Annotated in this window: 21 protein-coding genes and 1 pseudogene; 13 read left to right on the top strand and 9 right to left on the bottom strand. The window is 71.8% G+C overall.

Translation table 11 applies throughout. The features are described from left to right. A partial coding sequence (locus tag AOQ53_RS15415; RefSeq protein WP_148640328.1) for a phosphodiester glycosidase family protein occupies positions 1 to 361 on the top strand: 361 nt, incomplete at its 5' end. Here AOQ53_RS15415 and AOQ53_RS15410 read toward each other — a convergent pair. The 6 genes from AOQ53_RS15410 to AOQ53_RS15385 form a co-directional block, all read right to left on the bottom strand. Continuing rightward, positions 342 to 536: a hypothetical protein gene (locus AOQ53_RS15410; RefSeq protein ID WP_059417734.1), complete on the bottom strand. Its 195-nt coding sequence runs from the start codon at positions 534 to 536 to the stop codon at positions 342 to 344. The two genes, AOQ53_RS15415 and AOQ53_RS15410, sit on opposite strands and share 20 nt — an antisense overlap. Before the next feature lie 157 nt (positions 537 to 693). Further along, positions 694 to 1,557 (bottom strand): phosphatidylinositol-specific phospholipase C/glycerophosphodiester phosphodiesterase family protein, encoded by an 864-nt coding sequence (locus tag AOQ53_RS15405; RefSeq protein WP_059417719.1) that lies wholly within the window; start codon positions 1,555 to 1,557, stop codon positions 694 to 696. A 207-nt stretch (positions 1,558 to 1,764) separates the two neighbouring features. Further along, positions 1,765 to 2,838: an acyl-CoA dehydrogenase family protein gene (locus tag AOQ53_RS15400; RefSeq protein WP_059417715.1), complete on the bottom strand. Its 1,074-nt coding sequence runs from the start codon at positions 2,836 to 2,838 to the stop codon at positions 1,765 to 1,767. Next, a complete protein-coding gene (locus tag AOQ53_RS15395) occupies positions 2,835 to 4,052 on the bottom strand; it encodes an acyl-CoA dehydrogenase family protein (RefSeq protein ID WP_099054604.1) in 1,218 nt (405 codons plus the stop codon). The genes AOQ53_RS15400 and AOQ53_RS15395 overlap by 4 nt, the downstream gene beginning before the upstream one ends. Positions 4,053 to 4,072: 20 nt before the next feature. Further along, complete coding sequence (locus AOQ53_RS15390) at positions 4,073 to 5,038, bottom strand: NADPH:quinone oxidoreductase family protein (RefSeq protein WP_059417711.1); 966 nt, start codon at positions 5,036 to 5,038, stop codon at positions 4,073 to 4,075. Between the two features lie 126 nt (positions 5,039 to 5,164). Next, the gene (locus tag AOQ53_RS15385; protein ID WP_059417709.1) at positions 5,165 to 5,737 is read right to left on the bottom strand and encodes a helix-turn-helix domain-containing protein; all 573 of its coding nucleotides are present in this window, start codon (positions 5,735 to 5,737) and stop codon (positions 5,165 to 5,167) included. A gap of 78 nt (positions 5,738 to 5,815) precedes the next feature. On the opposite strand from AOQ53_RS15385, the gene AOQ53_RS15380 reads away from it, so the two are divergent. From AOQ53_RS15380 to AOQ53_RS15360, 5 genes are all read left to right on the top strand, one after another. Then, a complete protein-coding gene (locus AOQ53_RS15380; RefSeq protein WP_059417708.1) occupies positions 5,816 to 6,745 on the top strand; it encodes an NAD(P)/FAD-dependent oxidoreductase in 930 nt (309 codons plus the stop codon). Between the two features lie 93 nt (positions 6,746 to 6,838). Beyond that, positions 6,839 to 8,377, top strand: coding sequence for an ATP-dependent DNA ligase (locus AOQ53_RS15375; protein ID WP_059417706.1), 1,539 nt, complete (start codon positions 6,839 to 6,841; stop codon positions 8,375 to 8,377). Then, positions 8,374 to 8,832, top strand: coding sequence for an NUDIX domain-containing protein (locus AOQ53_RS15370; RefSeq protein WP_059417705.1), 459 nt, complete (start codon positions 8,374 to 8,376; stop codon positions 8,830 to 8,832). Before AOQ53_RS15375 ends, AOQ53_RS15370 begins: the two co-directional genes overlap by 4 nt. A 76-nt stretch (positions 8,833 to 8,908) precedes the next feature. Then, positions 8,909 to 10,294 carry an NADP-dependent succinic semialdehyde dehydrogenase gene (locus AOQ53_RS15365; RefSeq protein ID WP_059417703.1) on the top strand — a complete coding sequence of 462 codons (1,386 nt, stop codon included), beginning with the start codon at positions 8,909 to 8,911 and terminating at the stop codon, positions 10,292 to 10,294. Between the two features lie 25 nt (positions 10,295 to 10,319). Next, the gene (locus AOQ53_RS15360; protein ID WP_059417701.1) at positions 10,320 to 10,556 is read left to right on the top strand and encodes a DUF6213 family protein; all 237 of its coding nucleotides are present in this window, start codon (positions 10,320 to 10,322) and stop codon (positions 10,554 to 10,556) included. Between the two features lie 61 nt (positions 10,557 to 10,617). Here AOQ53_RS15360 and AOQ53_RS46260 read toward each other — a convergent pair. Beyond that, positions 10,618 to 11,284: pseudogene (locus AOQ53_RS46260) on the bottom strand (thiaminase II/PqqC family protein). A 349-nt stretch (positions 11,285 to 11,633) separates the two neighbouring features. Next, the gene (locus AOQ53_RS15350; RefSeq protein WP_059417699.1) at positions 11,634 to 12,860 is read right to left on the bottom strand and encodes an acyl-CoA dehydrogenase family protein; all 1,227 of its coding nucleotides are present in this window, start codon (positions 12,858 to 12,860) and stop codon (positions 11,634 to 11,636) included. 173 nt (positions 12,861 to 13,033) lie between these two features. On the opposite strand from AOQ53_RS15350, the gene AOQ53_RS15345 reads away from it, so the two are divergent. Further along, positions 13,034 to 13,678 (top strand): TetR family transcriptional regulator, encoded by a 645-nt coding sequence (locus tag AOQ53_RS15345; RefSeq protein WP_059417697.1) that lies wholly within the window; start codon positions 13,034 to 13,036, stop codon positions 13,676 to 13,678. A 94-nt stretch (positions 13,679 to 13,772) separates the two neighbouring features. On the opposite strand, the gene def is transcribed toward AOQ53_RS15345, so the two are convergent. Further along, positions 13,773 to 14,312 (bottom strand): peptide deformylase, encoded by a 540-nt coding sequence (gene def / locus AOQ53_RS15340; protein ID WP_059417696.1) that lies wholly within the window; start codon positions 14,310 to 14,312, stop codon positions 13,773 to 13,775. 158 nt (positions 14,313 to 14,470) lie between these two features. On the opposite strand from def, the gene AOQ53_RS15335 reads away from it, so the two are divergent. The 6 genes from AOQ53_RS15335 to AOQ53_RS15310 all read left to right on the top strand — a co-directional run bounded on the left by AOQ53_RS15335 (position 14,471) and on the right by AOQ53_RS15310 (position 22,024). Further along, a complete protein-coding gene (locus tag AOQ53_RS15335; protein WP_059417694.1) occupies positions 14,471 to 15,709 on the top strand; it encodes a MurT ligase domain-containing protein in 1,239 nt (412 codons plus the stop codon). A 23-nt stretch (positions 15,710 to 15,732) separates the two neighbouring features. Continuing rightward, positions 15,733 to 16,461, top strand: coding sequence for a type 1 glutamine amidotransferase (locus AOQ53_RS15330; protein WP_059417691.1), 729 nt, complete (start codon positions 15,733 to 15,735; stop codon positions 16,459 to 16,461). A gap of 201 nt (positions 16,462 to 16,662) precedes the next feature. Then, on the top strand, positions 16,663 to 17,688 hold the full coding sequence (locus tag AOQ53_RS15325) for a 6-phosphofructokinase (RefSeq protein ID WP_059417689.1): 1,026 nt from the start codon (positions 16,663 to 16,665) through the stop codon (positions 17,686 to 17,688). Positions 17,689 to 17,804: 116 nt separating this feature from the next. Further along, positions 17,805 to 18,755 carry a cytochrome c oxidase assembly protein gene (locus tag AOQ53_RS15320; protein ID WP_059417688.1) on the top strand — a complete coding sequence of 317 codons (951 nt, stop codon included), beginning with the start codon at positions 17,805 to 17,807 and terminating at the stop codon, positions 18,753 to 18,755. 119 nt (positions 18,756 to 18,874) lie between these two features. Next, positions 18,875 to 20,179 carry a PASTA domain-containing protein gene (locus AOQ53_RS15315; protein ID WP_059417687.1) on the top strand — a complete coding sequence of 435 codons (1,305 nt, stop codon included), beginning with the start codon at positions 18,875 to 18,877 and terminating at the stop codon, positions 20,177 to 20,179. A 33-nt stretch (positions 20,180 to 20,212) separates the two neighbouring features. Then, positions 20,213 to 22,024: a serine/threonine-protein kinase gene (locus AOQ53_RS15310; RefSeq protein WP_059417685.1), complete on the top strand. Its 1,812-nt coding sequence runs from the start codon at positions 20,213 to 20,215 to the stop codon at positions 22,022 to 22,024. Positions 22,025 to 22,037 lie beyond the last annotated feature (13 nt).

The raw sequence follows: 22,037 nt of genomic DNA, 5'->3' as shown, positions 1-22,037 counted from the left end.
CGGAGGCTACCCGGTCCTCACGGGCGGGCGGCCGCTGCCGGGCCTGGACAACACGGCGTCGGCCGTCCGCACGGCCGTGGGGATCGCCGACAGCGGGCGGCGCATGCTGCTGCTCGCGCTGGACGGCGCCGCCGCCTACCGCAGCGGCCTGACGATCGCCGAAGTGGCCGGCACCATGCGGAAGCTGGGCTCGGACGACGCCTTCAGCCTGGACGGCGGCGGGTCGTCGACGCTGGTCGCCCGGAGGGCGGGCGCGGGCACCGTCTCGGTGCGCAACCATCCCAGCGGCGGCGCCGAACGGGCCGTTCCGAACGGCATCGGCGTGTTCTCGGGGCGTGACGTCAGGGCCGCAGACCGCTGACGATCTCCGCCGTCGCCGTGAGGCCGCTGTGGATGGTGGGAGCGATGCTGGTGCTGGCCAGGTAGAAGCCGAGCAGCAGGCAGACCAGCGCATGGGAGACCTTCAGCCCGCCGTTGCGCAGGAAGATCACCGCCAGGATCGCGAGCAGCAGCACCACAGAGATGGAAATGGCCATCGTCGACTCCTCCGCCACGCCGCCATGTCCGGTTCACGGCGTTCGGCCGTAAGTGTGGCGTAGCGGAGGGTTCATCCGGGCGGCTGACCTGTCCGCCGAACGTGTGGTGTCCGTCCGTGTCCTACGTGCCCAAGGTGTCGAACATGTCGTGTGCGTCCTACGCCGCCCGCCGGGCGCCCAGGAACGCCTCCAGTCCGGCGAGGTCGTCGGTGTTGAGGTAGTCGACGTCCGCGGCGAGCAGTTCGGCCCACAGCGCGTCCCGGGCGGGCCCGGCCAGGTCCGGGGTCGCCCAGAACCGCACCCTCTGCCCCCGCCGGTGCGCGGCCCGGACGATACCGCGGAGCTTTTCCCGCTCGGCGTCCGGGAACGCGCCCATGCCCCGCCAGGTGAAGTTGAGCGTCCAGTTGTCGCTGATCAGCGGGATGAAGGAGGCCGGCGCCTGGCTGCCGAGGTCGGCGAGCCGGCCGTCGTGGAAGGCGCGCCGGACAGTTTGGGCCTCCATGGGGGCGCGGGCCGCGCGGTCGCCGGAGATGACGGCGGTGACCGGGCCGGGGAGGACACGGCCGTGGGCGTACGTCGTGAACAGGTGCCGGTAGCGCCTGAGGTGGCGGTCGAGTTCGAGGTACGTCGACGAGCCCTCGGTCTTGATGTCGACGAGCAGTTGCAGCGATCCGCGGTACCCCCGGTACACGCAGCCGCGGTTGGCCCGCACGCGCGCGGCGAGCGGGTCGAGGTAGAGGGACTCCAGCGTGCGGGCCGGGTCGAGGTCCTGCGGGTCGTGGGCGACGAGGAGCTGGTCACCGACCAGGTAGATGTCGGCTTCGACGCTGCCGAACCGGTGGTCCAGGGCGTCGAGCAGGGGGCGCGGGTGCTCGTAGTCGTTGTGGGCGTGGGCGCGCCACAACGGGCGGGGTCCGTGCCGCCGTTCGCCGGCGAGGGCGTGGCCGGCGGGGAGGGCGACCGAGCCCGCGAGGGCGGCGCCGAGGGTGGTGAGGGCTCTGCGACGGGTGGTGAGGTCCATGCTCTGCCTCCCTGGAAGTGCCGTACGGGAACCCTGCGAGTATGGGGTTCGCGCAGGCCCAAGGAGCAGGGCCTTGCGGGGAGTTGGCTGGAGTGCCGTCGTGCGTTCACTTCAGCGGAGGAGAGCACACGGAAAAGCCCGCCCCTGATGGGACGGGCTTTTCTCCGGCGTCGACGAGACGTTGACGAGGCGCCGGCCAGGTGTATGTCAGGGGGCCTGGAGGTCGACCAGTCCGGCCAGTGCCTCCCGGTGGGCGCCGGCCGTGCCGTAGGCGATCGAGTCGGCCTTCGCGCGCTTCAGGTACAGATGCACCGGGTGCTCCCACGTCATGCCGATGCCGCCGTGCAGTTGCAACGCCTCCTCGGCGGCGTGGACGGCCACGGGTGCCCCGTAGGCCTGGGCGACGGTGACCGCCACGTCGGCGTCCCGGCCGGTCGACAGGGCGTCGGCGGCGTTGCGGGCGGCCGCGCGGAGGCCCGCGACCTCCAGCCACAGCTGGGCCAGCCGGTGCTTGAGCGCCTGGAAGCCGCCGACGGGCCGGTTGAACTGCTTGCGGTCCTTGAGGTAGCGGACCGTCTCCGTCAGCGTCCAGTCGGCCAGTCCGAGCTGTTCGGAGGCGAGCAGCCCGGCTCCGGCGCGCAGGGCCCGTCGCACGGCGGGCTCGGCGTCGCCCAGCAGGCGGCCCGGCACCCCGTCGAGGGTGACGGTCGCGAGCGGCCGGGTCAGGTCCAGGGAGACCTGGGGCGTGACGGTCGCGGCGGTGGCGTCGACCGCGTACAGGCCGCCGTCGTCGGCGGGCACGAGCAGCACGTCGGCGACGGCCGCGTCCGCGATGCCGGTCAGTTCGCCGTGCAGCAGGCCGCTCTCGTGCTGGACGACCTTGTAGGCGGCACCCGGTGCGACGTTGAGGGCGACCGCCAGGGCTCCGATCGACGTCCCGGAGGCGAGCTCGGTGAGCAGGTCGTCGGTCCCGCAGGCCAGCAGCGCCTCGGTGGCCACGACAGCGCTCGTGAGGTACGGGACGGGCGCGACCGCACGCCCCAGTTCCTCCAGCACCACGGCGGCTTCCCGGTGCGTGGCACCCTGGCCGTCCAGCTCCTCCGGCACCAGCAGGCCCGCGAGGCCCATGCCGTCGGTGAGAGCCTTCCACAGCGCCAGGTTGTGCGGCGCGTCCGACTCGATGCGGGCGATGACACCGGGCGCGTCGCAGTGGTCGGCGAGCAGATCGCGGACGGCGGCGCGCAGCGCCTCTTCCTCCTCCGAGTACAACAGGTCGGTCATCGGGCGAGGTCCTTCCAGGCGACGTCCTTGTCGGTGCGCGGTTCGGCGGGCAGACCGAGGACGCGCTCGGCGACGATGTTCAGCAGGACCTCGCTGGTCCCGCCCTCGATGCTGTTGCCCTTGGAGCGCAGGTAGCGGTAGCCGGCCTCGCGGCCGGTGAAGTCGACCAGCTCCGGGCGGCGCATGGTCCAGTCGTCGTACAACAGGCCCTCCTCACCGAGGAGTTCCACCTCCAGGCCGCTGATCTCCTGGTTGAGACGGGCGAAGGCGAGCTTCATGCCGGCGCCCTCGGGGCCGGGCTGGCCGGCGACGAGCTGCTGGCGCAGCCGCTCGCCGGTGAGGCGGGCGACCTCGGCCTCGACCCAGAGCTTCAGCAGGCGCTGGTGCAGATCGTGGGTGCGCGACTCCGGGCGCTCGCGCCAGGTCTTGGAGACCGGGCCGATCATGCCGCCCTCGCGGGGCAGCCGCATGCCGCCGATGGCGACGCGCTCGTTGTTCAGGGTGGTCTGCGCGACCCGCCAGCCGTCACCGACCTCGCCGAGGCGGCGGGAGTCCGGGATGCGGACGTCGGTGAGGAACACCTCGTTGAACTCGGCCTCGCCCGTTATCTGGCGCAGCGGCCGGACCTCGACACCCGGGTCGGTCATGTCGCAGATGAAGTAGGTGATGCCCCGGTGCTTGGGCACGTCCGGGTCGGTGCGGGCGATGAGGATCGCCCAGCGGGCCACGTGGGCGCTGGACGTCCACACCTTCTGCCCATTGACGACCCAGTCTCCCCCACCCTCGGCTTCGCTCGAGCGGGAGGTGCCCCCATCCTCCCGGACGGCCCGGGTACCCAGTGCGGCCAGGTCGGATCCGGCACCCGGCTCGCTGAACAGCTGGCACCAGACCTCCTCCCCCGTCCACAGGGGCCTCAGGTACCGCCGCTTCTGCTCCTCGGTGCCGTAGCCGAGGATGGTCGGCGCGGCCATGCCGAGGCCGATGCCGATGCGCCGCGGGTCGTTGTCGGGCGCCCCGGCCGCCTCCACTTCGGCGTCCACGACGGCCTGGAGGGAACGGGGAGCGCCGAGTCCGCCGAGCCCCTCCGGGTAGTGCACCCAGGCCAGTCCGGCGTCGAAACGGGCCCGGAGGAAGTCCAGGCGGCCGGTTGAGGCCGGCGGGTGAGCGGCCAGCAAGTCCTGTGTGCGACGGCGCAGTTCCTCGGCGCTGGGCACAGCGCGCTGCTCTCCGCTGGTCATGCTGCCTCCTCCACGACGACGGCGATCCGGCCGGTGGTCAGGCCGTCCGCGACCTTCTGCACGGCGGTGGCGGCCCCGCCGAGCGGCACGCGTTCGCTCACCAGCGGCTTGATCGCGCCCCGGGCGGCCAGCTCGGTGAGCTGCTCGTGGCAGTGCTGGACGAGCTTCGGGTTCTTGGTGTTGTACAGGCCCCAGTGCAGGCCGAGGATCGAGTAGTTCTTCACCAGGGCGTGGTTCAGCCCCGGGCTGGGGATCGTGCCGCTGGCGAAGCCGACGACCACGATGCGCCCCTCGAAGGCGACGACCTTGGCGGACTGGGCGTAGGCCTCGCCGCCGACCGGGTCGTAGATCACGTCGGCGCCCCGGCCGCCGGTGGCCTCCTTGACGGCGGCGACGACGTCCTCGGAGTGCCGGTCGATCACGACGTCGCAGCCCAGCTCGCGGGCGACGGCCGCCTTCCCGGAGCCGCCGACGACACCGATGACGGTGGCGCCGGCGGCCTTCCCGAGCTGCACGGCCGCGCTGCCGACCCCTCCTGCGGCAGCGTGGACGAGCAGGGTTTCGCCGGCCTCCAGACCGGCCCGGCGGTGCAGACCGAACCAGCCGGTCTGGTAGCCGATGTGCAGGGCCGCGGCCTCCGCGTCGTCCAGGGCGTCCGGCGCGGGCAGCAGGGCGGCCAAGTCCGCGACGGCGTACTCGGCGAAGCCGCCGTACGGCAGCACCGGGTTGGCGATCACCCGGCGGCCGTCCTCGGTCTCGCCGCAGATCTCCACGCCCGGGGTGAACGGCAGCGGCGGCCTGACCTGGTACTGGCCCCGGCACAGCAGGGCGTCGGGGAAGTTGATGTTCGCGGCGCGCACCTTCAGCAGGACCTGGCCGTCGCCGGGCGTGGGCGCTTCCACGTCTTCCAGCCGCATCACCTCACCCGGCTCGCCGTTCTCGTGCACTTGCCATGCCTGCATGCGGGGCCTCCACGGGACTGCGTCGACTGCGTCGTCTGACCGGGGTCGAGTCGCATACTAAGCGGTCGCTTGCAGATCAGGGAACAGCCTCCGGGGGACGAGTGCCGCCGAGAGGTATCTCGTACGTCACGACCGCCTGGGCCGCGCCCGCACATGCATCCGCTCCCCCTGCGGCCCGAACAGGCTGAGGAACTCCACGGGCCCCTCCCCCGTCGACCCGAACCAGTGCGGCACGCGGGTGTCGAACTCCGCGGCCTCCCCCGCCGTGAGCACCACGTCGTGCTCGCCCAGCACCAGGCGCAGCTTCCCGGACAACACGTACAACCACTCGTAGCCCTCGTGGGTGCGCGGGTCCGGCTCCTGTCTGCGCTGGGGTTCCAGCACCTTGTAGGCCTGGAGGCCGCCGGGCTGGCGGGTGAGCGGCCAGTGGGTGCGGCCGAACATCTCGATCGGCTTCGACCGCACCCGCGGGTCACCGGCCGTCGGGGCCCCGACCAACTCGTCCAGGGCCACCTGGTGCGCCCGGGCGATCGGCAGCAGCAGCTCCAGGCTCGGTTTGCGCAGGCCGGACTCCAGCCGCGACAAGGTGCTGACGGAGATGCCGGTGCTCTCGGAGAGCGCCGCCAGGGTCACCTCCCGCTCCTTGCGCATCTGCCGCAGCCGGGGGCCGACACCCGCGAGTACCTCGTCCGTAGTCATGGTCGTATTGCAGATTCGGCAAACATGTTTGTCAATCCCGTGGCACCGGGGCGACTCTCGGCGGTGGAGGTGGTCACCATGACCGAGAAGTACGCAGTCGTAGTCGTCGGCGGTGGTACGGCGGGCCTGTCCGCGGCGCTGGTGCTGGGCCGGGCCCGGCACCACACCCTGGTCGTCGACGCGGGCGAGCCGCGCAACGCGCCCGCCGCGCACATGCAGGGCTATCTGTCGCGGGACGGGATGCCGCCCGCCGAGTTCCTCGCCGTGGGCCGGGAGGAGATCGCGCGGTACGGCGTGGAGCTCGTGCGGGACCGGGTGGTGGAGGTGGAGAAGGGCGAGGACTTCGCCGTGGTGCTGGCCGGCGGACGGACGGTGCGGGCTCGGCGGTTGATCGTCGCCACCGGGCTGCGGGACGAGCTGCCCGCGGTCCCCGGGGTCGCCGAGCGGTTCGGCCGGGACGTGCTGCACTGCCCGTTCTGCCACGGCTGGGAGGTGCGCGACCAGCCGTTCGGGGTGCTGGCGTCGAGCCCGGCGAGCGTGCACCAGGCACTGATCGTGTCCCAGTGGTCGAAGGACGTGCGGTTCTTCCTGCACACGGTCGCCGAGGAGGAGCTGTCCGACCAGGATCTGCGCCGGCTGGCCGCGGCCGGGGTGGACGTGGTGCCCGGCGAGGTCGCGGGGCTGGTGGCCGAGGACGACCGGCTCACCGGTGTCCGGCTCGCCGACGGTACGACGCATGCCCGTTCCGTGCTGTTCGTCGGCCCGCGCCCGGTCCCGCAGACCGGCCTGCTGGAGCGGCTCGGCGCCGAGCTGCACGAGACGCCCTTCGGCGCGTACCCGGTGGTCGACCCGACCGGGCTGACGACCGTCCCGGGCGTGTGGGCCGCGGGCAACGCGATCGGCTTCGCCGAGCAGGTCGTGCACGCGGCGAGCGGCGGGTACCGGGCGGCGTCCGCGATCGTCGGGGATCTGCTGATGACCGACCTCGACGCGGCCGCCCGGGAGTAGAGATGCCGCCTGCGCGATCGCCGGCGGCCTGACGGCGGACCGCGACCCCGCCGCCCGGGTGTAGAGGCGGCCCCTCCGGTGCACCATGGCTGCATGCTGTTGCACCGGCTGGCCCGAGTGTCCCAGGAGATCGCCGCCACCTCGGCGCGGTCCCGGAAGACGGCCCTGCTCGCGGAGCTCTTCCGGGACGCGGAGGCGGACGACGTGCCGATCGTCATCCCGTACCTGGCAGGCCGGCTGCCACAAGGCCGGATCGGCGTCGGCTGGAAGGTACTGAGCCGGCCGGTCGCCCCCGCCGCCGAACCGGGCCTGACCGTGCGGGATGTGGACGCCCGGCTGTCGGAGCTGGCCGAGGTGTCCGGCCCCGGCTCCCAGGCGGAACGGGCCCGGCTGGTCGGGGAGTTGATGGGCGCGGTCACCGAGGACGAGCAGCGGTTCCTGATCGGGCTGCTCACCGGCGAGGTGCGGCAGGGCGCGCTGGACGCGGTCGCGGTCGAGGGACTGGCCCAGGCGACCGGGGCGCCCCCGGCGGACGTACGGCGGGCCGTGATGCTCGCCGGCTCCCTCCAGACGGTGGCCGAGGCGCTGCTCGCGGACGGTCCCGCCGCCCTGGACCGCTTCCGCCTCACCGTCGGCCGCCCGGTCTGGCCGATGCTGGCGCACAGTGCCTCCTCGGTCGCCGAGGCGGTGGACAAGCTCGGCGCCTGCGCGGTCGAGGAGAAGCTGGACGGCATCCGCGTCCAGGTGCACCGGGACGGCGACACGGTACGGCTCTACACCCGCACCCTCGACGACATCACCGACCGCCTGCCCGAAGTGACGGCCGCCGCGCTGGAGTTGCGGGGCGAGCGGTTCATCCTGGACGGCGAGGTGATCTCCTTCGACGAGGGCGGCCGCCCCCGCTCGTTCCAGGAGACCGCCGGCCGCGTCGGCTCGCGCACGGACGTGGCGACGGCTGCACGCGCGGTGCCGGTCTCCCCCGTCTTCTTCGACGCGCTCTCCGTCGAGGGCCATGACCTGCTCGACCTGCCGTTCGCCGAGCGGCACGCCGAGCTGGCCCGGCTGGTCCCCGAGCCGATGCGGGTGCGGCGCACGACGGTGTCCGGCCCGGAGGACCTGCACACGGCGGAGGAGTTCCTCGCCGAGACGCTGAAGCGCGGCCACGAGGGCGTCGTCGCCAAGGCGCTGGACGCCCCCTACAGCGCGGGCCGGCGCGGCGCTTCCTGGCTGAAGGTCAAGCCCGTCCACACCCTCGACCTGGTCGTCCTGGCCGCCGAGTGGGGACACGGCCGCCGCACGGGCAAGCTCTCCAACCTGCACCTGGGTGCCCACACCGCCGACGGCGGCCTCGCCATGCTCGGCAAGACCTTCAAGGGCATGACCGACGCGATGCTGACCTGGCAGACCGAACGGCTCCAGCAGCTCGCCGTCGACGACGACGGCCACGTCGTGACCGTCCGCCCGGAGCTCGTCGTAGAGATCGCCTACGACGGCCTCCAGCGCTCCACCCGCTACCCGGCCGGCGTCACCCTGCGCTTCGCCCGCGTGGTCCGCTACCGGGAGGACAAGCACCCCGAGGACGCCGACACGGTGGAGACGCTGCTGGCCGCGCATCCGGAGGTGGGCCCGTGAAGCGCAGTGCCGGCCTGCTGCTCTTCCACCACACCGACGACGGCCTCGAAGTGCTGCTCGGCCACATGGGCGGCCCGTTCTTCGCCCGGCGCGACGCCGGGGCGTGGACCATCCCCAAGGGCGAGTACGAGCCCGACGAGTCCGCCTGGGCGGCGGCCCGGCGCGAGTTCGAGGAGGAACTGGGGCTGCCCCCGCCCGACGGCGAGGCCCTCGCCCTGGGGGAGGTCCGGCAGACAGGCGGCAAGATCGTCACGGCCTGGGCGATCGAGGCGGACCTCGACCCGGCGACGATCGCGCCCGGCACCTTCCGGATGGAGTGGCCGCCGAGGTCGGGACAGCTCCAGGAGTTCCCCGAGCTGGACCGGGTGGCGTGGTTCGGGCTCGACCGGGGCCGCGAGGTGATCGTCAAGGCGCAGGCGGCGTTTCTCGACCGCCTGGCGGAGCACTCGCCCTGAGGAGACGCTCCCGCGTTGCGGTCACCTCCGCCGCGCGGGAAGGTCGGAGTACAGCCCGCACCGAGGGAGGTCAGCCATGCCCATCGCAACGGTGAACCCGGCGAACGGCGAGACGCTCAAGACGTACGAGGCCATGGGCGAGGAGGAGATCGGGCGCCGGCTCCAGCTCGCGGAGGCCACGTTCCGCACGTACCGGACGACGACGTTCGACGAGCGCGCCCGGCTGATGAGGAAGGCCGCCGATCTCCTCGAAGAGGACCAGCGGGACATCGCCCGCGTGCTGACCACCGAGATGGGCAAGCCGATCCAGCAGGCCCGGGCCGAGGCGGCGAAGTGCGCCAAGGCGATGCGCTGGTACGCCGACCACGCCGAGGAACTGCTCGCCGACGAGGAGCCCTCCGACACCGATGTGAAGGACTCCGGCGCCTCGCGCGTGCGGGTGCGCTACCGGCCGCTGGGACCGGTGCTGGCGGTCATGCCGTGGAACTTCCCGCTGTGGCAGGTGGTCCGCTTCGCCGCGCCCGCGCTGATGGCGGGGAACGTGGGCCTGCTCAAGCACGCCTCGAACGTCCCGCAGACCGCCCTGTACCTGGAGGACCTGTTCCACCGGGCGGGTTTCACGGAGGGCTGCTTCCAGACCCTGCTGATCGGCTCCGCCGCGGTCGACGACATCCTGCGCGACGAGCGCGTGAAGGCGGCCACCCTCACCGGCAGCGAGCCCGCGGGACGAGCGGTCGCCTCCACCGCCGGGGAGATGGTCAAGAAGACGGTGCTGGAGCTGGGCGGCAGCGACCCCTTCGTCGTCATGCCCTCCGCCGACATCGACCGGGCCGCGCAGGTCGCGGTGACCGCGCGGGTGCAGAACACCGGGCAGTCCTGCATCGCGGCCAAGCGGTTCATCGTGCACACGGACGTCTACGACGCCTTCGCCGAGCGTTTCGCCGAGGGCATGAAGGCGCTGAAGGTCGGCGACCCGATGGCCGAGGAGACCGAGGTCGGGCCGCTCTCCAGCGAGCAGGGACTGCGCGACGTGGAGGAGTTGGTCGACGACGCGGTGCGCGGCGGTGCCGAGGTGCTGTGCGGTGGCGAACGGCCGGACGGGCCGGGCTGGTACTACGCGCCGACCGTCCTCGCCGGCATCACCCGGGAGATGCGCATCCACCGGGAGGAGGCGTTCGGGCCGGTCGCCACGCTGTACCGGGCGGCCGACCTGGACGAGGCCGTTCTGATCGCGAACGACTCGCCCTTCGGACTGAGTTCGAACGTGTGGACGCGGGACGAGGCCGAGGTGGACCGGTTCGTCCGGGACCTGGAGGCGGGCGGTGTGTACGTCAACGGGATGACGGCCTCCCATCCGGCGTTCCCGTTCGGCGGGGTGAAGCGGTCCGGGTACGGGCGTGAGCTGTCCGGGCATGGAATCCGCGAGTTCTGCAACATCACGACCGTTTGGCACGGTGCGTGAGAGTTGCGGGGCTACGATCCCGTCTGTGAACCGCGAAGTGACTCTGCCCCTGATCGTCGACGACCGCGGGACCTTGCAGGTGGCTGCGGCCGATGTCAGCAAGCTGTTGCGGACGGTGGGGGGGCGATGGGTGCGGCTTGTCGAAGCCGGGGAGTCGGGGCTCGACGAGGACACGGTCGCTGCGTTGACGATCGAGCTGGCGAAGTTGGCCGACCGTATTGATGTGGCCTGCATTGCGCACAGCAGCGGGGGTGCGACGTAGGTTTTCCGGTTCACTGCCGGGTGGGGGTCGCCTGTGGCTGGTCGCGCAGCTCCCCGCGCCCCTAGGGCGTCGCAGTCAACGCGTTCCAGAACATGGCTTCGTAGGTTTGCAGCAGACGCCCGTAGCGACGCGCGCTCGGCTCGTCGAGTCGCCCCGCGTCCAGGGCGGCCTGCACCGCCGCCGTCGCCTGGGTCTCCAGCTCCGGGGGGGGGCTGGGCGAAGAAGTCGAAGAAGCCGCAAGCCTCGTCCGTGAAGCCGTAATGGGTGCGCAGGGCCGCGGCGATCGTCGCGCAATAGCCGCCCCACGCGGAGAAGTTGGCGGTCAGGGCCAGGACGACGTCCGCCGGTGAGGCGTTGAGGGCCAGCCAGGCGACGTACGCGGGGTAGGCCTGGCAGCCCGGAAGGGGTTCGTACGCAGCCGCCCCCGCCTCGTCCACCCCGCACGCCCTCGCGAAGGCGTCCAGCCGTTCACCCGCCAGCGCCTCACCCTCCGCGAGGGTCCCGAAGCAGGCCGCCGCCTCCGGGTCGGTCGTCGCGGAGCGTTCCGCCAGATGCAGGAACGCACGGCGGTCCGCGGGGATCACCCAGGACTGTTCCAGGGCGAGCGCGGCGAGGGTACGGCGGGAGGCCTCGCCACGAGCGATCCGGGGGACCAAGGGGTTGGACTGCGGGTCCGGGGCGAGTTCGGCTGTGGTCGTCGTCAGCAGGTCCCGGGCCGGGTGCGTCATCGCGTCCTCCGTCGTGGGGGTGTCGGGACGAGCCTGGCACGGCGTCCCCGACAAGGAGTAGTCCCGCGCGGGATCGGCGCCCCACCCTCGCCGACCTCGGCGACCTCCGGTGCGGCGCTCGCCTGCGCGGCGGGCTTCTTCGCGGCCTTCTGCCCGCTGCCGGCCTTGGCGGGGGCCTTGACCTTGTGACACGTAAGTGAAGGGCCCGTGAAGAAACCGCATGGTTGCACAGAACCAAAAAATTTCGGGGTCACGAGCAACCTCGGGGGGCTCTCACGTCCGTCCGAAAGCGCGTCAGGACCCCCTCCACGACCAGGAAGGGGCCCTGGGGGCCAGAGAAGAGCGCCGGTTACCGGATCGTCATGCCCGACAGTGTCCGCGCGATCACCAGGCGCTGGATCTCGCTGGTGCCTTCGAAGATCGTGTAGATCGCCGCGTCCCGGTGCATCCGCTCCACGGGGTACTCCCGCGTGTAGCCGTTGCCGCCCAGGATCTGGACCGCCTGGGCCGTGACCTTCTTGGCCGTCTCGCTGGCGAAGAGCTTGGACATCGAGCCCTCGGCCGCAGTGAAAGGCTTGCCGTTGACGGCCATCCAGGAGGCGCGCCAGACCAGGAGCCGGGCCGCGTCGATGGACGTGCGCATGTCCGCGAGTTGGAATGCCACGCCCTGGTTGTCGATGATCGGCCGGCCGAACTGCTCCCGCGTCTTGGCGTAGTCGAGCGCGACCTCGTAGGCGGCCCGGGCGGTACCGACCGCCATGGCCCCGACCGCCGGGCGCGACGCTTCGAACGTGGCCATCGCCGCGTTCTTCACGCGCTCCCCGCCCTGCCTGGCCTTCTCCCGCGCCCGGGCGAGCCGCTCGTCGAGCTTCTCCTTGCCGCCGAGCAGGCAGGAGCCGGGAACGCGCACGCTGTCCAGGATGACCTCGGCGGTGTGCGAGGCGCGTATGCCGTGCTTCTTGAACTTCTGACCTTGGGACAGGCCCTCGGTGCCCGGCGGGATGATGAAGGAGGCGTGACCCTTGGACCCGAGCTCCGCGTCGACCACCGCGACCACGACATGGACGTTGGCGATACCGCCGTTGGTCGCCCAGGTCTTGGTGCCGTTGATCACCCACTCGTCCTTGGCCTCGTCGTACACCGCCCTGGTGCGCATGGAGGCCACGTCGGAGCCGGCGTCGGGCTCGGAGGAGCAGAAGGCGGCGACCTTGACATCGCTGGCGTCCCCGTACATCTGGGGGATCCAGGTGCCGATCTGCTCCTCGGTGCCGTTGGCGAGGACGCCGACGGCGGCGAGGCCGGTGCCGACGATGGACAGGGCGATGCCCGCGTCGCCCCAGAACAGCTCCTCCATGGCCATGGGTATACCGAGGCCGGTGGGGTCGAAGTACTGCTGGGCGTAGAAGTCCAGGGAGTAGATGCCGACCTTGGCGGCCTCCTGGATGACCGGCCAGGGAGTCTCCTCACGCTCGTCCCATTCGGCGGCCGCGGGGCGGATCACATCGGCCGCGAAGCCGTGCAACCAGTCGCGAACCTCCTTCTGTTCGTCGTTGAGCTCCATGGTGAACTCGGCCATGTCGGTCCCCTCCAGCGGCACACGTGCATGTTACTTGCGGTAACACCAGTCTGTTACCGGTGGGTAGCCCGCGTCAACTCCTACCGACCGGTCGGCACCCGTTCGATGTCTGGGGCATCTTTGAGTGTTAGTTTGCGCAGGCGTCATCGAAACAGCACGGGTGGGGAGAGCACATGGACACCACGCAGCGGACCGACCAGCAACGGTCCGCCGACCGCCGACGGCGTGAGCTGCTGGAAGCCGCCGACCGAGTGGTGCTGCGCGACGGTCCGCAGGCCTCGATGAACGCGATCGCCGCGGAAGCGGGTATCACCAAGCCGATCCTGTACCGGCACTTCGGTGACAAGGGCGGACTTTACGCGGCCCTTGCCAAACGGCACACGGACGCCCTGCTGGACTCACTGCGGGCGGCGCTGGACGCGCCGGCGGAGAGACGGGAGCGGGTCGAGGCGACGCTGGACACGTACCTCACGGCGATCGAGGCGCGGCCTCAGGTGTACCGGTTCCTGATGCATCCGGCGGAGGGGAGCCAGCCGGGGGATCAGGGGTTCGACGTCGGCAAGCACAGTGCGCCGTTGCTGCGGCGGATGGGCGAGGAACTCGCCCAGGTCATCGAGGAGCGGCTGGATCTCGGGCCGGGCGGGCAGCAACTGGCGCGGGTGTGGGGACACGGGATCGTCGGCATGATGCATGCCGCAGGGGACTGGTGGCTGGGGGAACGGCCCTGTTCCCGTGCGGAGTTGGTGCGGAGTCTGGCTGATCTGCTGTGGGGGCGTCTTGCGGCTGCCGGGGACAAGATGGGTGGGCCGGGATTCTGACCGTCGTCTTTCAACTGCGGGGCGGTGGGGGTGTTCGCGCCCACGCGGCGGAGCCGCATATCGAAACGGCCCCGCGCCCCTGAAGTCGGACACCTCACTCGCGCCAGGAAGCCCGGGCCACCTGCCGCATCAGTTTGCGGTGGCGCCAGCCCGTCAGTCGGTCCGCGTAGATGCGGCCCTCCAAGTGGTCGCACTCGTGTTGCAGGCAGCGGGCGAAGAAGCCCGTGCCGTGGACGGTGACCGGCTCTCCGGTCACCGTGAAGCCCTCGACGACCGCGTGGTCGTAACGTTCCGTGGCCGCTTCCAGGCCCGGCAGGGACAGGCAGCCCTCCGGGCCCCGGATCACCACTCCGTCCGCCTCGACCAGGCGCGGGTTGACCACATGGCCGAGGTGCCGGACGTCCTCGTCGTCGGGGCAGTCGTAGACGAAGACCCGCAGCGGCTCGCCGATCTGGTTGGCGGCGAGGCCGACGCCCTGGGCGGCGTACATGGTTGCGAACAAGTCCTCGACGAGGCGGGCCAGTTCGGGGCCGAACTCGGTGACCTCAGCGCAGGGTGTGTGCAGGAGCGGGTCTCCGTGCAGGGTGAGGGGTCTCACGTGGCCGTGGGCACCGGGGATGGGGCTGTTTCGCATGGCGGCAAGAGTAAGGTCCCTGTCATTCCGCGCCTCCCGCACGCATTCACCACAGTGCCTCGGTTCGGGAGTGCTAATGGATCTCGATAGGCTGAGGTCCACACCACGTGGCCGTCAGGCTTCAAGCGCGGCGCGTACGCAAGGAGGATCGAGAACTGATGGCAGGCAACTCGGACCCGCTCTCGCCGCGGGCCAAGCTGGCCGTGACCGCGGGCAAGGCGGTCGCGGCGGCATCCCGCGCCGCGGGGCGCGGCAGCGGTTCGGTGATCGGCGGCCGGGTGGCGCTCAAGCTCGACCCCGACCTCCTCGCCCGGCTCGCGCAGAACCTGGACGTGACCCTGGTCTCGGCGACGAACGGCAAGACCACGACCACCCGGCTCATCGCCGAGGCCCTGCGCGCGGCGGGGCCGGTCGTCTCCAACGCGCTCGGCGCCAACATGCCGGCCGGCATCACCTCGGCGCTCGCGGGCAGCTCGGACGCCCGGTACGGCGTCATCGAGGTCGACGAGAAGTACCTCGCCGGCGTCGCCCGGGACACCGCGCCGAAGTGCATCGCGCTGCTCAACCTCTCCCGCGACCAGCTCGACCGCGCCGCCGAGACCCGCATGCTCGCCGAGAACTGGCGGGAGGGACTCGCCGGTTCCAAGGCCGTGGTCGTGGCCAACTGCGACGACCCGCTGGTGGTGTGGGCGGCGTCCTCCTCCCCCAACGTGATCTGGGTCGCCGCCGGGCAGATGTGGAAGGACGACGCCTGGTCCTGCCCGTCGTGCGGTGGCGTGATGCAGCGCCCGGGCGACGACTGGTACTGCGGTGAGTGCGGCTTCCGCCGTCCGACGCCGAGCTGGGCACTCTCCGGCGACCACGTACTGGACCCGCACGGCTCCGCGTGGCCGATCCACCTCCAGCTGCCCGGCCGCGCCAACAAGGCCAACGCCGCCTCCTCGGCCGCCGTCGCCGCCGTGTTCGGCGTGCCGCCGCAGGTCGCGCTGGAGCGCATGTACCAGGTGCAGGCCGTGGCCGGGCGGTACGACGTCGTCCAGTTCCAGGGCCGTGACCTCAGACTCCTCCTCGCGAAGAACCCGGCCGGCTGGCTGGAGACCTTCTCCCTGATCGATCCGCCGCCCGCCCCGGTCATCCTGTCCGTGAACGCGCGCTCCGCCGACGGCACCGACACCTCCTGGCTGTGGGACGTCGACTACACGCGCCTGACCGGCCACCCGATCTGCGTCGTCGGTGACCGGCGACTGGACCTGGCGGTGCGCCTGGAGGTCGCCGACCAGCACTTCCAGGTGTACGAGAACCTGGACCAGGCCGTGGCCGCTTGCCCGCCGGGCCGGATCGAGGTCATCGCCAACTACACGGCGTTCCAGGACCTGCGCCGCCGCGTCGGCAACTGAGCACGAGACGTCAGGGGACTTTTGTGAGCGACAACCAACTGCGCATCGTCTGGATCTATCCCGACCTGCTCAGCACCTACGGCGACCAGGGCAACGTCCTCGTCGTGCAGCGCCGGGCCCAGCAGCGCGGCCTGGACGTGGCCCGGCTCGACGTGCGCAGCGACCAGCCGATCCCGACCTCCGGCGACATCTACCTGATCGGCGGCGGCGAGGACCGGCCGCAGCGGCTCGCCGCCGAGCGGCTGCGCCGGGACGGCGGACTCACCCGGGCCGTGGAGAACGGCGCCATCGTGTTCTCGGTGTGCGCCGGCTACCAGATCCTCGGGCACGAGTTCATCAACGACCTCGGACAGCGCGAGCCCGGCCTCGGCCTGCTGGACGTGGTGTCGGTGCGCGGCGAGGGCGCGCGGTGCGTCGGTGACGTGCTGGGCGACATCGACCCGCGCCTCGGCCTGCCCCCGCTGACCGGCTTCGAGAACCACCAGGGCGTCACCCACCTCGGCCCCACCGCCCGCCCGCTCGCCCGGGTGCGCTTCGGCAACGGCAACGGCACGGGCGACGGCACGGAGGGCGCGTTCAACGACACCGTGTTCGGCACGTACATGCACGGCCCGGTGCTCGCGCGCAACCCGCTGATCGCGGACCTGCTGCTGAAGCTGGCCCTCGACGTCAACGCGCTGCCGCCGACCGACGACCGCTGGTACGAGGCACTGCGCAACGAGCGCATCGCTGCTGCCCAGCAGCCTGCGTGAGCGCTGCGCGGCAGCGTACGGCCAGGAAGCGTCAACCTGCTGGTCAACAGCCCGTCTGACGGCACATCCGCACAGGTGAGCGGGGTCGTCCAGCAGGCGGACGCGTGCTTCGGTCCGGCCCCTCGATGCCGCTAGGGTGGCGGGGATTCGAGCCGGACAACGTGGTCCGGTCCCGGCCCACGTTGAGAAGGTTTTCGGGCTATGCGCATTGGTGTCCTCACGTCCGGCGGCGACTGCCCCGGCCTGAACGCCGTCATCCGGTCCGTCGTGCACCGCGCCGTCGTCGACCACGGCGACGAGGTCATCGGCTTCCGGGACGGCTGGAAGGGCCTCCTGGAGTGCGACTACCTCAAGCTCGACCTCGACGCGGTGGGTGGCATCCTCGCCCGCGGCGGCACGATTCTGGGGTCCTCCCGGGTCCAGCCCTCCCATCTGCGGGACGGCGTGGAGCGGGCCAAGGGCCATGTCGAGGAGCTCGGCCTCGACGCGATCATCCCCATCGGCGGCGAGGGCACGCTCAAGGCCGCGCGGCTGATGTCGGACAGCGGTCTGCCCGTCGTGGGTGTGCCGAAGACCATCGACAACGACATCGCGGTCACGGACGTCACGTTCGGCTTCGACACGGCCGTCGGGGTGGCGACCGAGGCCCTGGACCGGCTGAAGACCACCGCCGAGTCCCACCAGCGGGTTCTGGTGGTCGAGGTCATGGGCCGGCACACCGGCTGGATCGCGCTGCACTCCGGCATGGCGGCCGGCGCGCACGCCATCGTCGTACCCGAGCGGCCCTTCGACATAGAGGAGCTGACCCGGCGGGTGGGCGAGCGGTTCGAGGCGGGCAAGCGCTTCGCGATCGTGGTGGCGGCGGAGGGGGCCAAGCCCCGGGCCGGGACCATGGAGTTCGACGAGGGCGGCAAGGACATCTACGGACACGAGCGGTTCGCCGGGATCGCCCGTCAGCTGTCGGTCGAGCTGGAGGGGCGGCTCGGCAAGGAGGCCAGGCCCGTGATCCTCGGGCATGTGCAGCGCGGTGGGACGCCGACCGCCTATGACCGGGTGCTGGCCACGCGGTTCGGGTGGCACGCGGTGGAGGCCGTGCACCGGGGCGAGTTCGGGCAGATGACCGCGCTGCGGGGCACCGACATCGTGATGGTGTCGTTGGCCGAGGCCGTGGAGACGCTGAAGACGGTGCCGGAGGAGCGGTACGCCGAGGCGGAGTGTGTTCTCTGAGGTCCCCGCGCCCCTGAGCACGTCTTGCCGCCCCCGGTCACTTGTGTGACCGGGGGCGGTTCTACTCTTGGGGCGGACAGATTGCTGCACACCCCCACGAAACAGGAGCCGGCGGAATGGATCACAGCGGGCACGGCATGACCATGGATCTGCCGCCGTTCACGCTGGGACGAGGGCTGGAGTGGTCGACCGACCCGTTCTTCCTCATCGCCTGCCTGGCCGGGCTGGCGCTGTACGGGTGGGGTGTCGTGCGGCTGGTGCGGCGCGGGGACAAGTGGCCGGTGGGGCGGACGGTCGCCTTCGTCATCGGCGTGCTGAGCATCGTGCTCGTGATGTGCACCCAGCTGAACGACTACGGCATGGTCATGTTCAGCGTGCACATGGTGCAGCACATGGTGATCAGCATGGTCTCGCCGATCCTGATCCTGCTCGGGGCGCCGATCACGCTGGCGCTGCGCGCACTGCCGACGGCGGGTCGGGGCCGCAAGGGGCCCCGTGAGCTGCTGCTGATGTTCCTGCACAGCCACTACATGCGGATCGTCACCCACCCGGCGTTCACCATCCCGCTGTTCATCGCCAGCCTGTACGGGCTGTACTTCACGCCGCTGTTCGACTTCCTGATGGGCTCCCAGACGGGGCACATCGCGATGATGGTGCACTTCCTCGCCGTCGGCCTGGTGTTCTTCTGGCCGATCATGGGCGTGGACCCGGGCCCGCACCGGCCGGGCTATCTGATGCGGATGCTGGAGCTGTTCGCGGGCATGCCGTTCCACGCCTTCTTCGGGATCGCGTTGATGATGGCGTCCGAGCCGATGGTCGAGACGTTCAAGAACCCGCCCGCCTCGCTCGGGATCGAGGCGCTGTCCGACCAGAACGCGGCGGGCGGCATCGCCTGGGCGTTCAGCGAAATCCCGTCCGTGTTGGTGCTGGTCGCGCTGCTGTTCCAGTGGTACGCCTCGGACCAGCGGCAGGCCAGGCGCGAGGACCGGGCCGCCGACCGTGACGGGGACAAGGAACTCGAGGCGTACAACGCCTATTTGAGCTCGCTGCACGCACGCGGGAACTGATTTTTCCCACGCCCCAGGGCGCCCGTTCTTCTCGCTCTGCTCTTTCTCCACAACGCGGCTGAATAGCTTTTTCCTTCAGTAGCATGAAACGCGTCGGGGAACCGCAGGGGGGAGCGGTGATGCGGAGGATCGCTGTCCTGGTCGCTTTTCTGCTGGCTCTCGGGGGGTGCGATTCGGGCAGGTCCTTGTTCGAGGTGAAGGCGGTCGCCGCGGGAGTTCCGTCCCTGGCGCCTTTCTTCGCCGAGGACAGCGGGCTCGGCCGGGACGCCCAGGTGCGGTCGCGCGCCGTGCCGGGCGGTCTCCAGCAGGGGGACACGCCGGGGCTGTACGGCGGGACCAAACAGCCGGAGATCTGTGATGTCGAGCGGCTGAAGCGGTTCCTCACCGCGCCGCGCAACGATCGCAAGGCACGGGCGTGGGCGGCCGCCCTCGATCTGCGTGCGGACGAGATTCCGGGATATCTCGACCGGCTCACGCCGGTTCTCCTGCGTCACGACACCCTCGCGTTGAACCACGACTACAAAAAGGGAAAGGCTGTTCCCTTCCGGGCCTTGCTCCAGGCGGGAATCGCGATTCTCGTCGATGAGCAGGGACTTCCGTCGGTCAAATGTTCGTGCGGGAATCCGCTGCGGCCCTTCGAGGGCGACACGAGCCGGATATCCGTCACGTTCGGGGACGGCAACGAGAAGTGGCAGGGATACGACCGTGCCGAGGTGGTGGTCGTACGGCCCGCTCCCCGGAAGCTGGAGCGCATCACCCTCCTCGACGTCCAGGACTCCGGCCGGGGCGTCGAACGGCCCGTCGGCACGACGGGCGAGGCCGACGCCGACTTCGACGCGACGGAGCGGCGGGCCGTGCCGCCCCTCGCCGGGACGACGTTCGGGGAGGCGAGCCGGCGGCTGGCCGAGGCGGGGCTGGCGGTCGCGTTCCGGGGTGAGGAGCCGCCCCCCGACCGTGCGCGGATCGTCGCGTCCGACCCGGGCGCGGGCGCCGAGCTGCGGTTCGGGGCGTACGTGACGCTGAGCGTGGCGGCGGAGTCGGGGACGCAGGGGCGTACGTCGACACCATCGCCCTCGGCGTCCTCGGCTCCCCCTGTCGGCTCCAGGCCTCCGACGAGTACCGGGCCCGCGCCTTCTCGTCAGCCCCCGTCGAAGGCGCCGCCCGGCTCCGTGCCACCCGCGTCGAGCGCCGCGCCCAGGAGCAGTGCACCGCCGGCGGCGACCAGCTCACCGCCGCGGGTCACCAGCTCGCCTCCCCCGGCCACCAGTTCGCCTTCCGACGGTGAACCGGTCACGAGCAGCGCGGCGCCGCCCGTGAGCAGCACGCCCGCGTCGAGCGCCCCCGCAACGACCACGCCTGCGACGACCATCCCCGTGTCCACCGCTCCGGCGACCGCCCCGCCCGCCCCGAGCGCCACCGTCTAGCACCACACCCCCGCCGAACCCGGGAGTCACCGGATGTCCTCAGGATCACCGACGTCGGGAGTGGGCCGGATCGTCGCCGGCCGCTACCTGCTGCTGCGCCGGCTCGGCAGCGGCGGCATGGGGCATGTCTGGCTCGCCCACGACCAGAGACTCGCCTGCGAGGTCGCGCTGAAGGAGATCGTGTTCCGCGACCCGGCCGAGGCCGGGAACGAGCGGGAGGCGCGGGTCGCGCGGGCCCGTGCGGAGGCCCGGCACGCGGCCGGGCTGCGCGGACACCCGCATGTGGTGACGGTCCACGACGTGCTGGAGCACGAGGGGCTGCCGTGGATCGTCATGGAGTACGTGACCGGCGCCGTGGACCTGCGGGAGCTGGTGACCCGGCGCGGGCCGCTCGCCCCGGCCGAGTGTGCCCGCGTCGGCCTCGCCGTGCTGGACGCGCTGACCGCGGGCCACGAGCGGGGCGTGATGCACCGGGACGTGAAGCCGGCGAACATCCTGCTCGCGCCGGACCGCACGGGCTCGCCGTACGGGCGGGTGCTGCTCACCGACTACGGCATCTCCGTGCGGCCGGACGCCGGTGAGACGCGGTACACGAGGGCGTCCGCGCTGGTCGGCACGGCGGGGTATCTGGCGCCGGAGCGGGCGTCCGGCAGCGCGCCGACGCGGGCCGCCGACCTGTTCTCGCTGGGCTGCACGCTGTACTTCGGCGTCGAGGGCCGCGGTCCCTTCGAGCGGGAGTCGCACCTGGCGGCGCTCACCGCGGTGGTCATGGAGGAGCCGCTCGCGCCGGTCCGGGCCGGGGCTCTGGAGCCCGCGCTGCGCGGGCTGCTCGCCAAGGATCCGGAGCTGCGGATGACCGCGCAGGAGGCGGAGGCCGCGCTGTCGGGGCTCGTCACGCCCCAGTCCGACGCGTACGAGCGGACCCGGACGGACCCCGGGTCGCCGTCCCCGTGGGAGGCCCCACCCGTACCGCCGACCGGGGCGGACGGTCTCGGGCCCGTCGCCGCCGCGTCCGGCGCGCGGCGGCGGCGGCACTCCCCCGCCCTCCGGGCTCTCGCCGCCTGCGGGCTGGGGCTGGTCCTCGCGCTGGGTGGCGTCTGGTACGCGCTGGCCGACCGGGCGGGCGGCGGGACGGCGGCGCCGTACGGAGAGGCCGCCGGGCTGGGAAAGCCGCTCGCGGACGGCGACTGTGTGCTCGCGGACTGGCCGGGCGGGACCCGGTTCGCCGGCACGCCCCGGCTCTCCCTGGACCCGACCTGCCAGGACAAGGCGCCCGACGGGCAGGTGGTCGCGTTCGTCGAGGCGGCCTCGGCGGACGAGGCACGGAAACGAGGGCCGGCCCGCTGCGAGGAGCGGACCCGGGAGCTGCGGGACCGGCTCGCCGATGTCCGCAGCCACGCCGTCGTGCCGAGCGGCACCGGGTTCGAGGCGGCGGAGCGGCGCACCGCCTGCCTGGTCCTCGGCGCGCACGGGCCGCTGTACGGGCCGCTCGGAGAGCGACGTAGGTTCGGTACGGCGTTCGCCGACACCGCGACCATGCAGAAGCGTGACTGCTTGGACGTCCGTTCGAACCGGGAGGCGCGGCTGGTGCCGTGCGGCGGGCGGTACGACCAGCAGGTGCTCGGATTCACCCGACTGGACGGCGGCGTGACACTCGCCGAGGCCCGGACCTCGTCGGACGCCGCGTGCGCCCGGGACGTGGCGCCGCGCGACTACGGCTTCGATCCGTCCGTCTACGAAGCCGGTTCGTGGACCAGTGACGGACCCTGGAAATCCGGTACTCATGTCGTCGTCTGCACCGTCAGGAGGCAGAACGGGGGCACCATGGGGGGAACAGAACCATGAGGAGGGTGTTGCG

Source organism: Streptomyces azureus, assembly GCF_001270025.1.
GTDB classification, from domain to species: domain Bacteria; phylum Actinomycetota; class Actinomycetes; order Streptomycetales; family Streptomycetaceae; genus Streptomyces; species Streptomyces azureus.
The sequence above is the reverse complement of the archived record's forward strand: the minus strand, read 5'-3'. Positions and strand labels throughout refer to the sequence as shown.

What these genes read in the sequence shown, in the direction of transcription:
- AOQ53_RS15410 (WP_059417734.1), bottom strand. Translation starts at nt 536, where the DNA reads ATGGCCATTTCCATCTCTGTGGTGCTGCTGCTCGCGATCCTGGCGGTG.
- AOQ53_RS15405 (WP_059417719.1), bottom strand. Translation starts at nt 1,557, where the DNA reads ATGGACCTCACCACCCGTCGCAGAGCCCTCACCACCCTCGGCGCCGCC.
- AOQ53_RS15400 (WP_059417715.1), bottom strand. Translation starts at nt 2,838, where the DNA reads ATGACCGACCTGTTGTACTCGGAGGAGGAAGAGGCGCTGCGCGCCGCC.
- AOQ53_RS15390 (WP_059417711.1), bottom strand. Translation starts at nt 5,038, where the DNA reads ATGCAGGCATGGCAAGTGCACGAGAACGGCGAGCCGGGTGAGGTGATG.
- AOQ53_RS15385 (WP_059417709.1), bottom strand. Translation starts at nt 5,737, where the DNA reads ATGACTACGGACGAGGTACTCGCGGGTGTCGGCCCCCGGCTGCGGCAG.
- AOQ53_RS15380 (WP_059417708.1), top strand. Translation starts at nt 5,816, where the DNA reads ATGACCGAGAAGTACGCAGTCGTAGTCGTCGGCGGTGGTACGGCGGGC.
- AOQ53_RS15375 (WP_059417706.1), top strand. Translation starts at nt 6,839, where the DNA reads ATGCTGTTGCACCGGCTGGCCCGAGTGTCCCAGGAGATCGCCGCCACC.
- AOQ53_RS15365 (WP_059417703.1), top strand. Translation starts at nt 8,909, where the DNA reads ATGCCCATCGCAACGGTGAACCCGGCGAACGGCGAGACGCTCAAGACG.
- AOQ53_RS15350 (WP_059417699.1), bottom strand. Translation starts at nt 12,860, where the DNA reads ATGGCCGAGTTCACCATGGAGCTCAACGACGAACAGAAGGAGGTTCGC.
- AOQ53_RS15345 (WP_059417697.1), top strand. Translation starts at nt 13,034, where the DNA reads ATGGACACCACGCAGCGGACCGACCAGCAACGGTCCGCCGACCGCCGA.
- def (WP_059417696.1), bottom strand. Translation starts at nt 14,312, where the DNA reads ATGCGAAACAGCCCCATCCCCGGTGCCCACGGCCACGTGAGACCCCTC.
- AOQ53_RS15335 (WP_059417694.1), top strand. Translation starts at nt 14,471, where the DNA reads ATGGCAGGCAACTCGGACCCGCTCTCGCCGCGGGCCAAGCTGGCCGTG.
- AOQ53_RS15325 (WP_059417689.1), top strand. Translation starts at nt 16,663, where the DNA reads ATGCGCATTGGTGTCCTCACGTCCGGCGGCGACTGCCCCGGCCTGAAC.
- AOQ53_RS15320 (WP_059417688.1), top strand. Translation starts at nt 17,805, where the DNA reads ATGGATCACAGCGGGCACGGCATGACCATGGATCTGCCGCCGTTCACG.
- AOQ53_RS15315 (WP_059417687.1), top strand. Translation starts at nt 18,875, where the DNA reads ATGCGGAGGATCGCTGTCCTGGTCGCTTTTCTGCTGGCTCTCGGGGGG.
- AOQ53_RS15310 (WP_059417685.1), top strand. Translation starts at nt 20,213, where the DNA reads ATGTCCTCAGGATCACCGACGTCGGGAGTGGGCCGGATCGTCGCCGGC.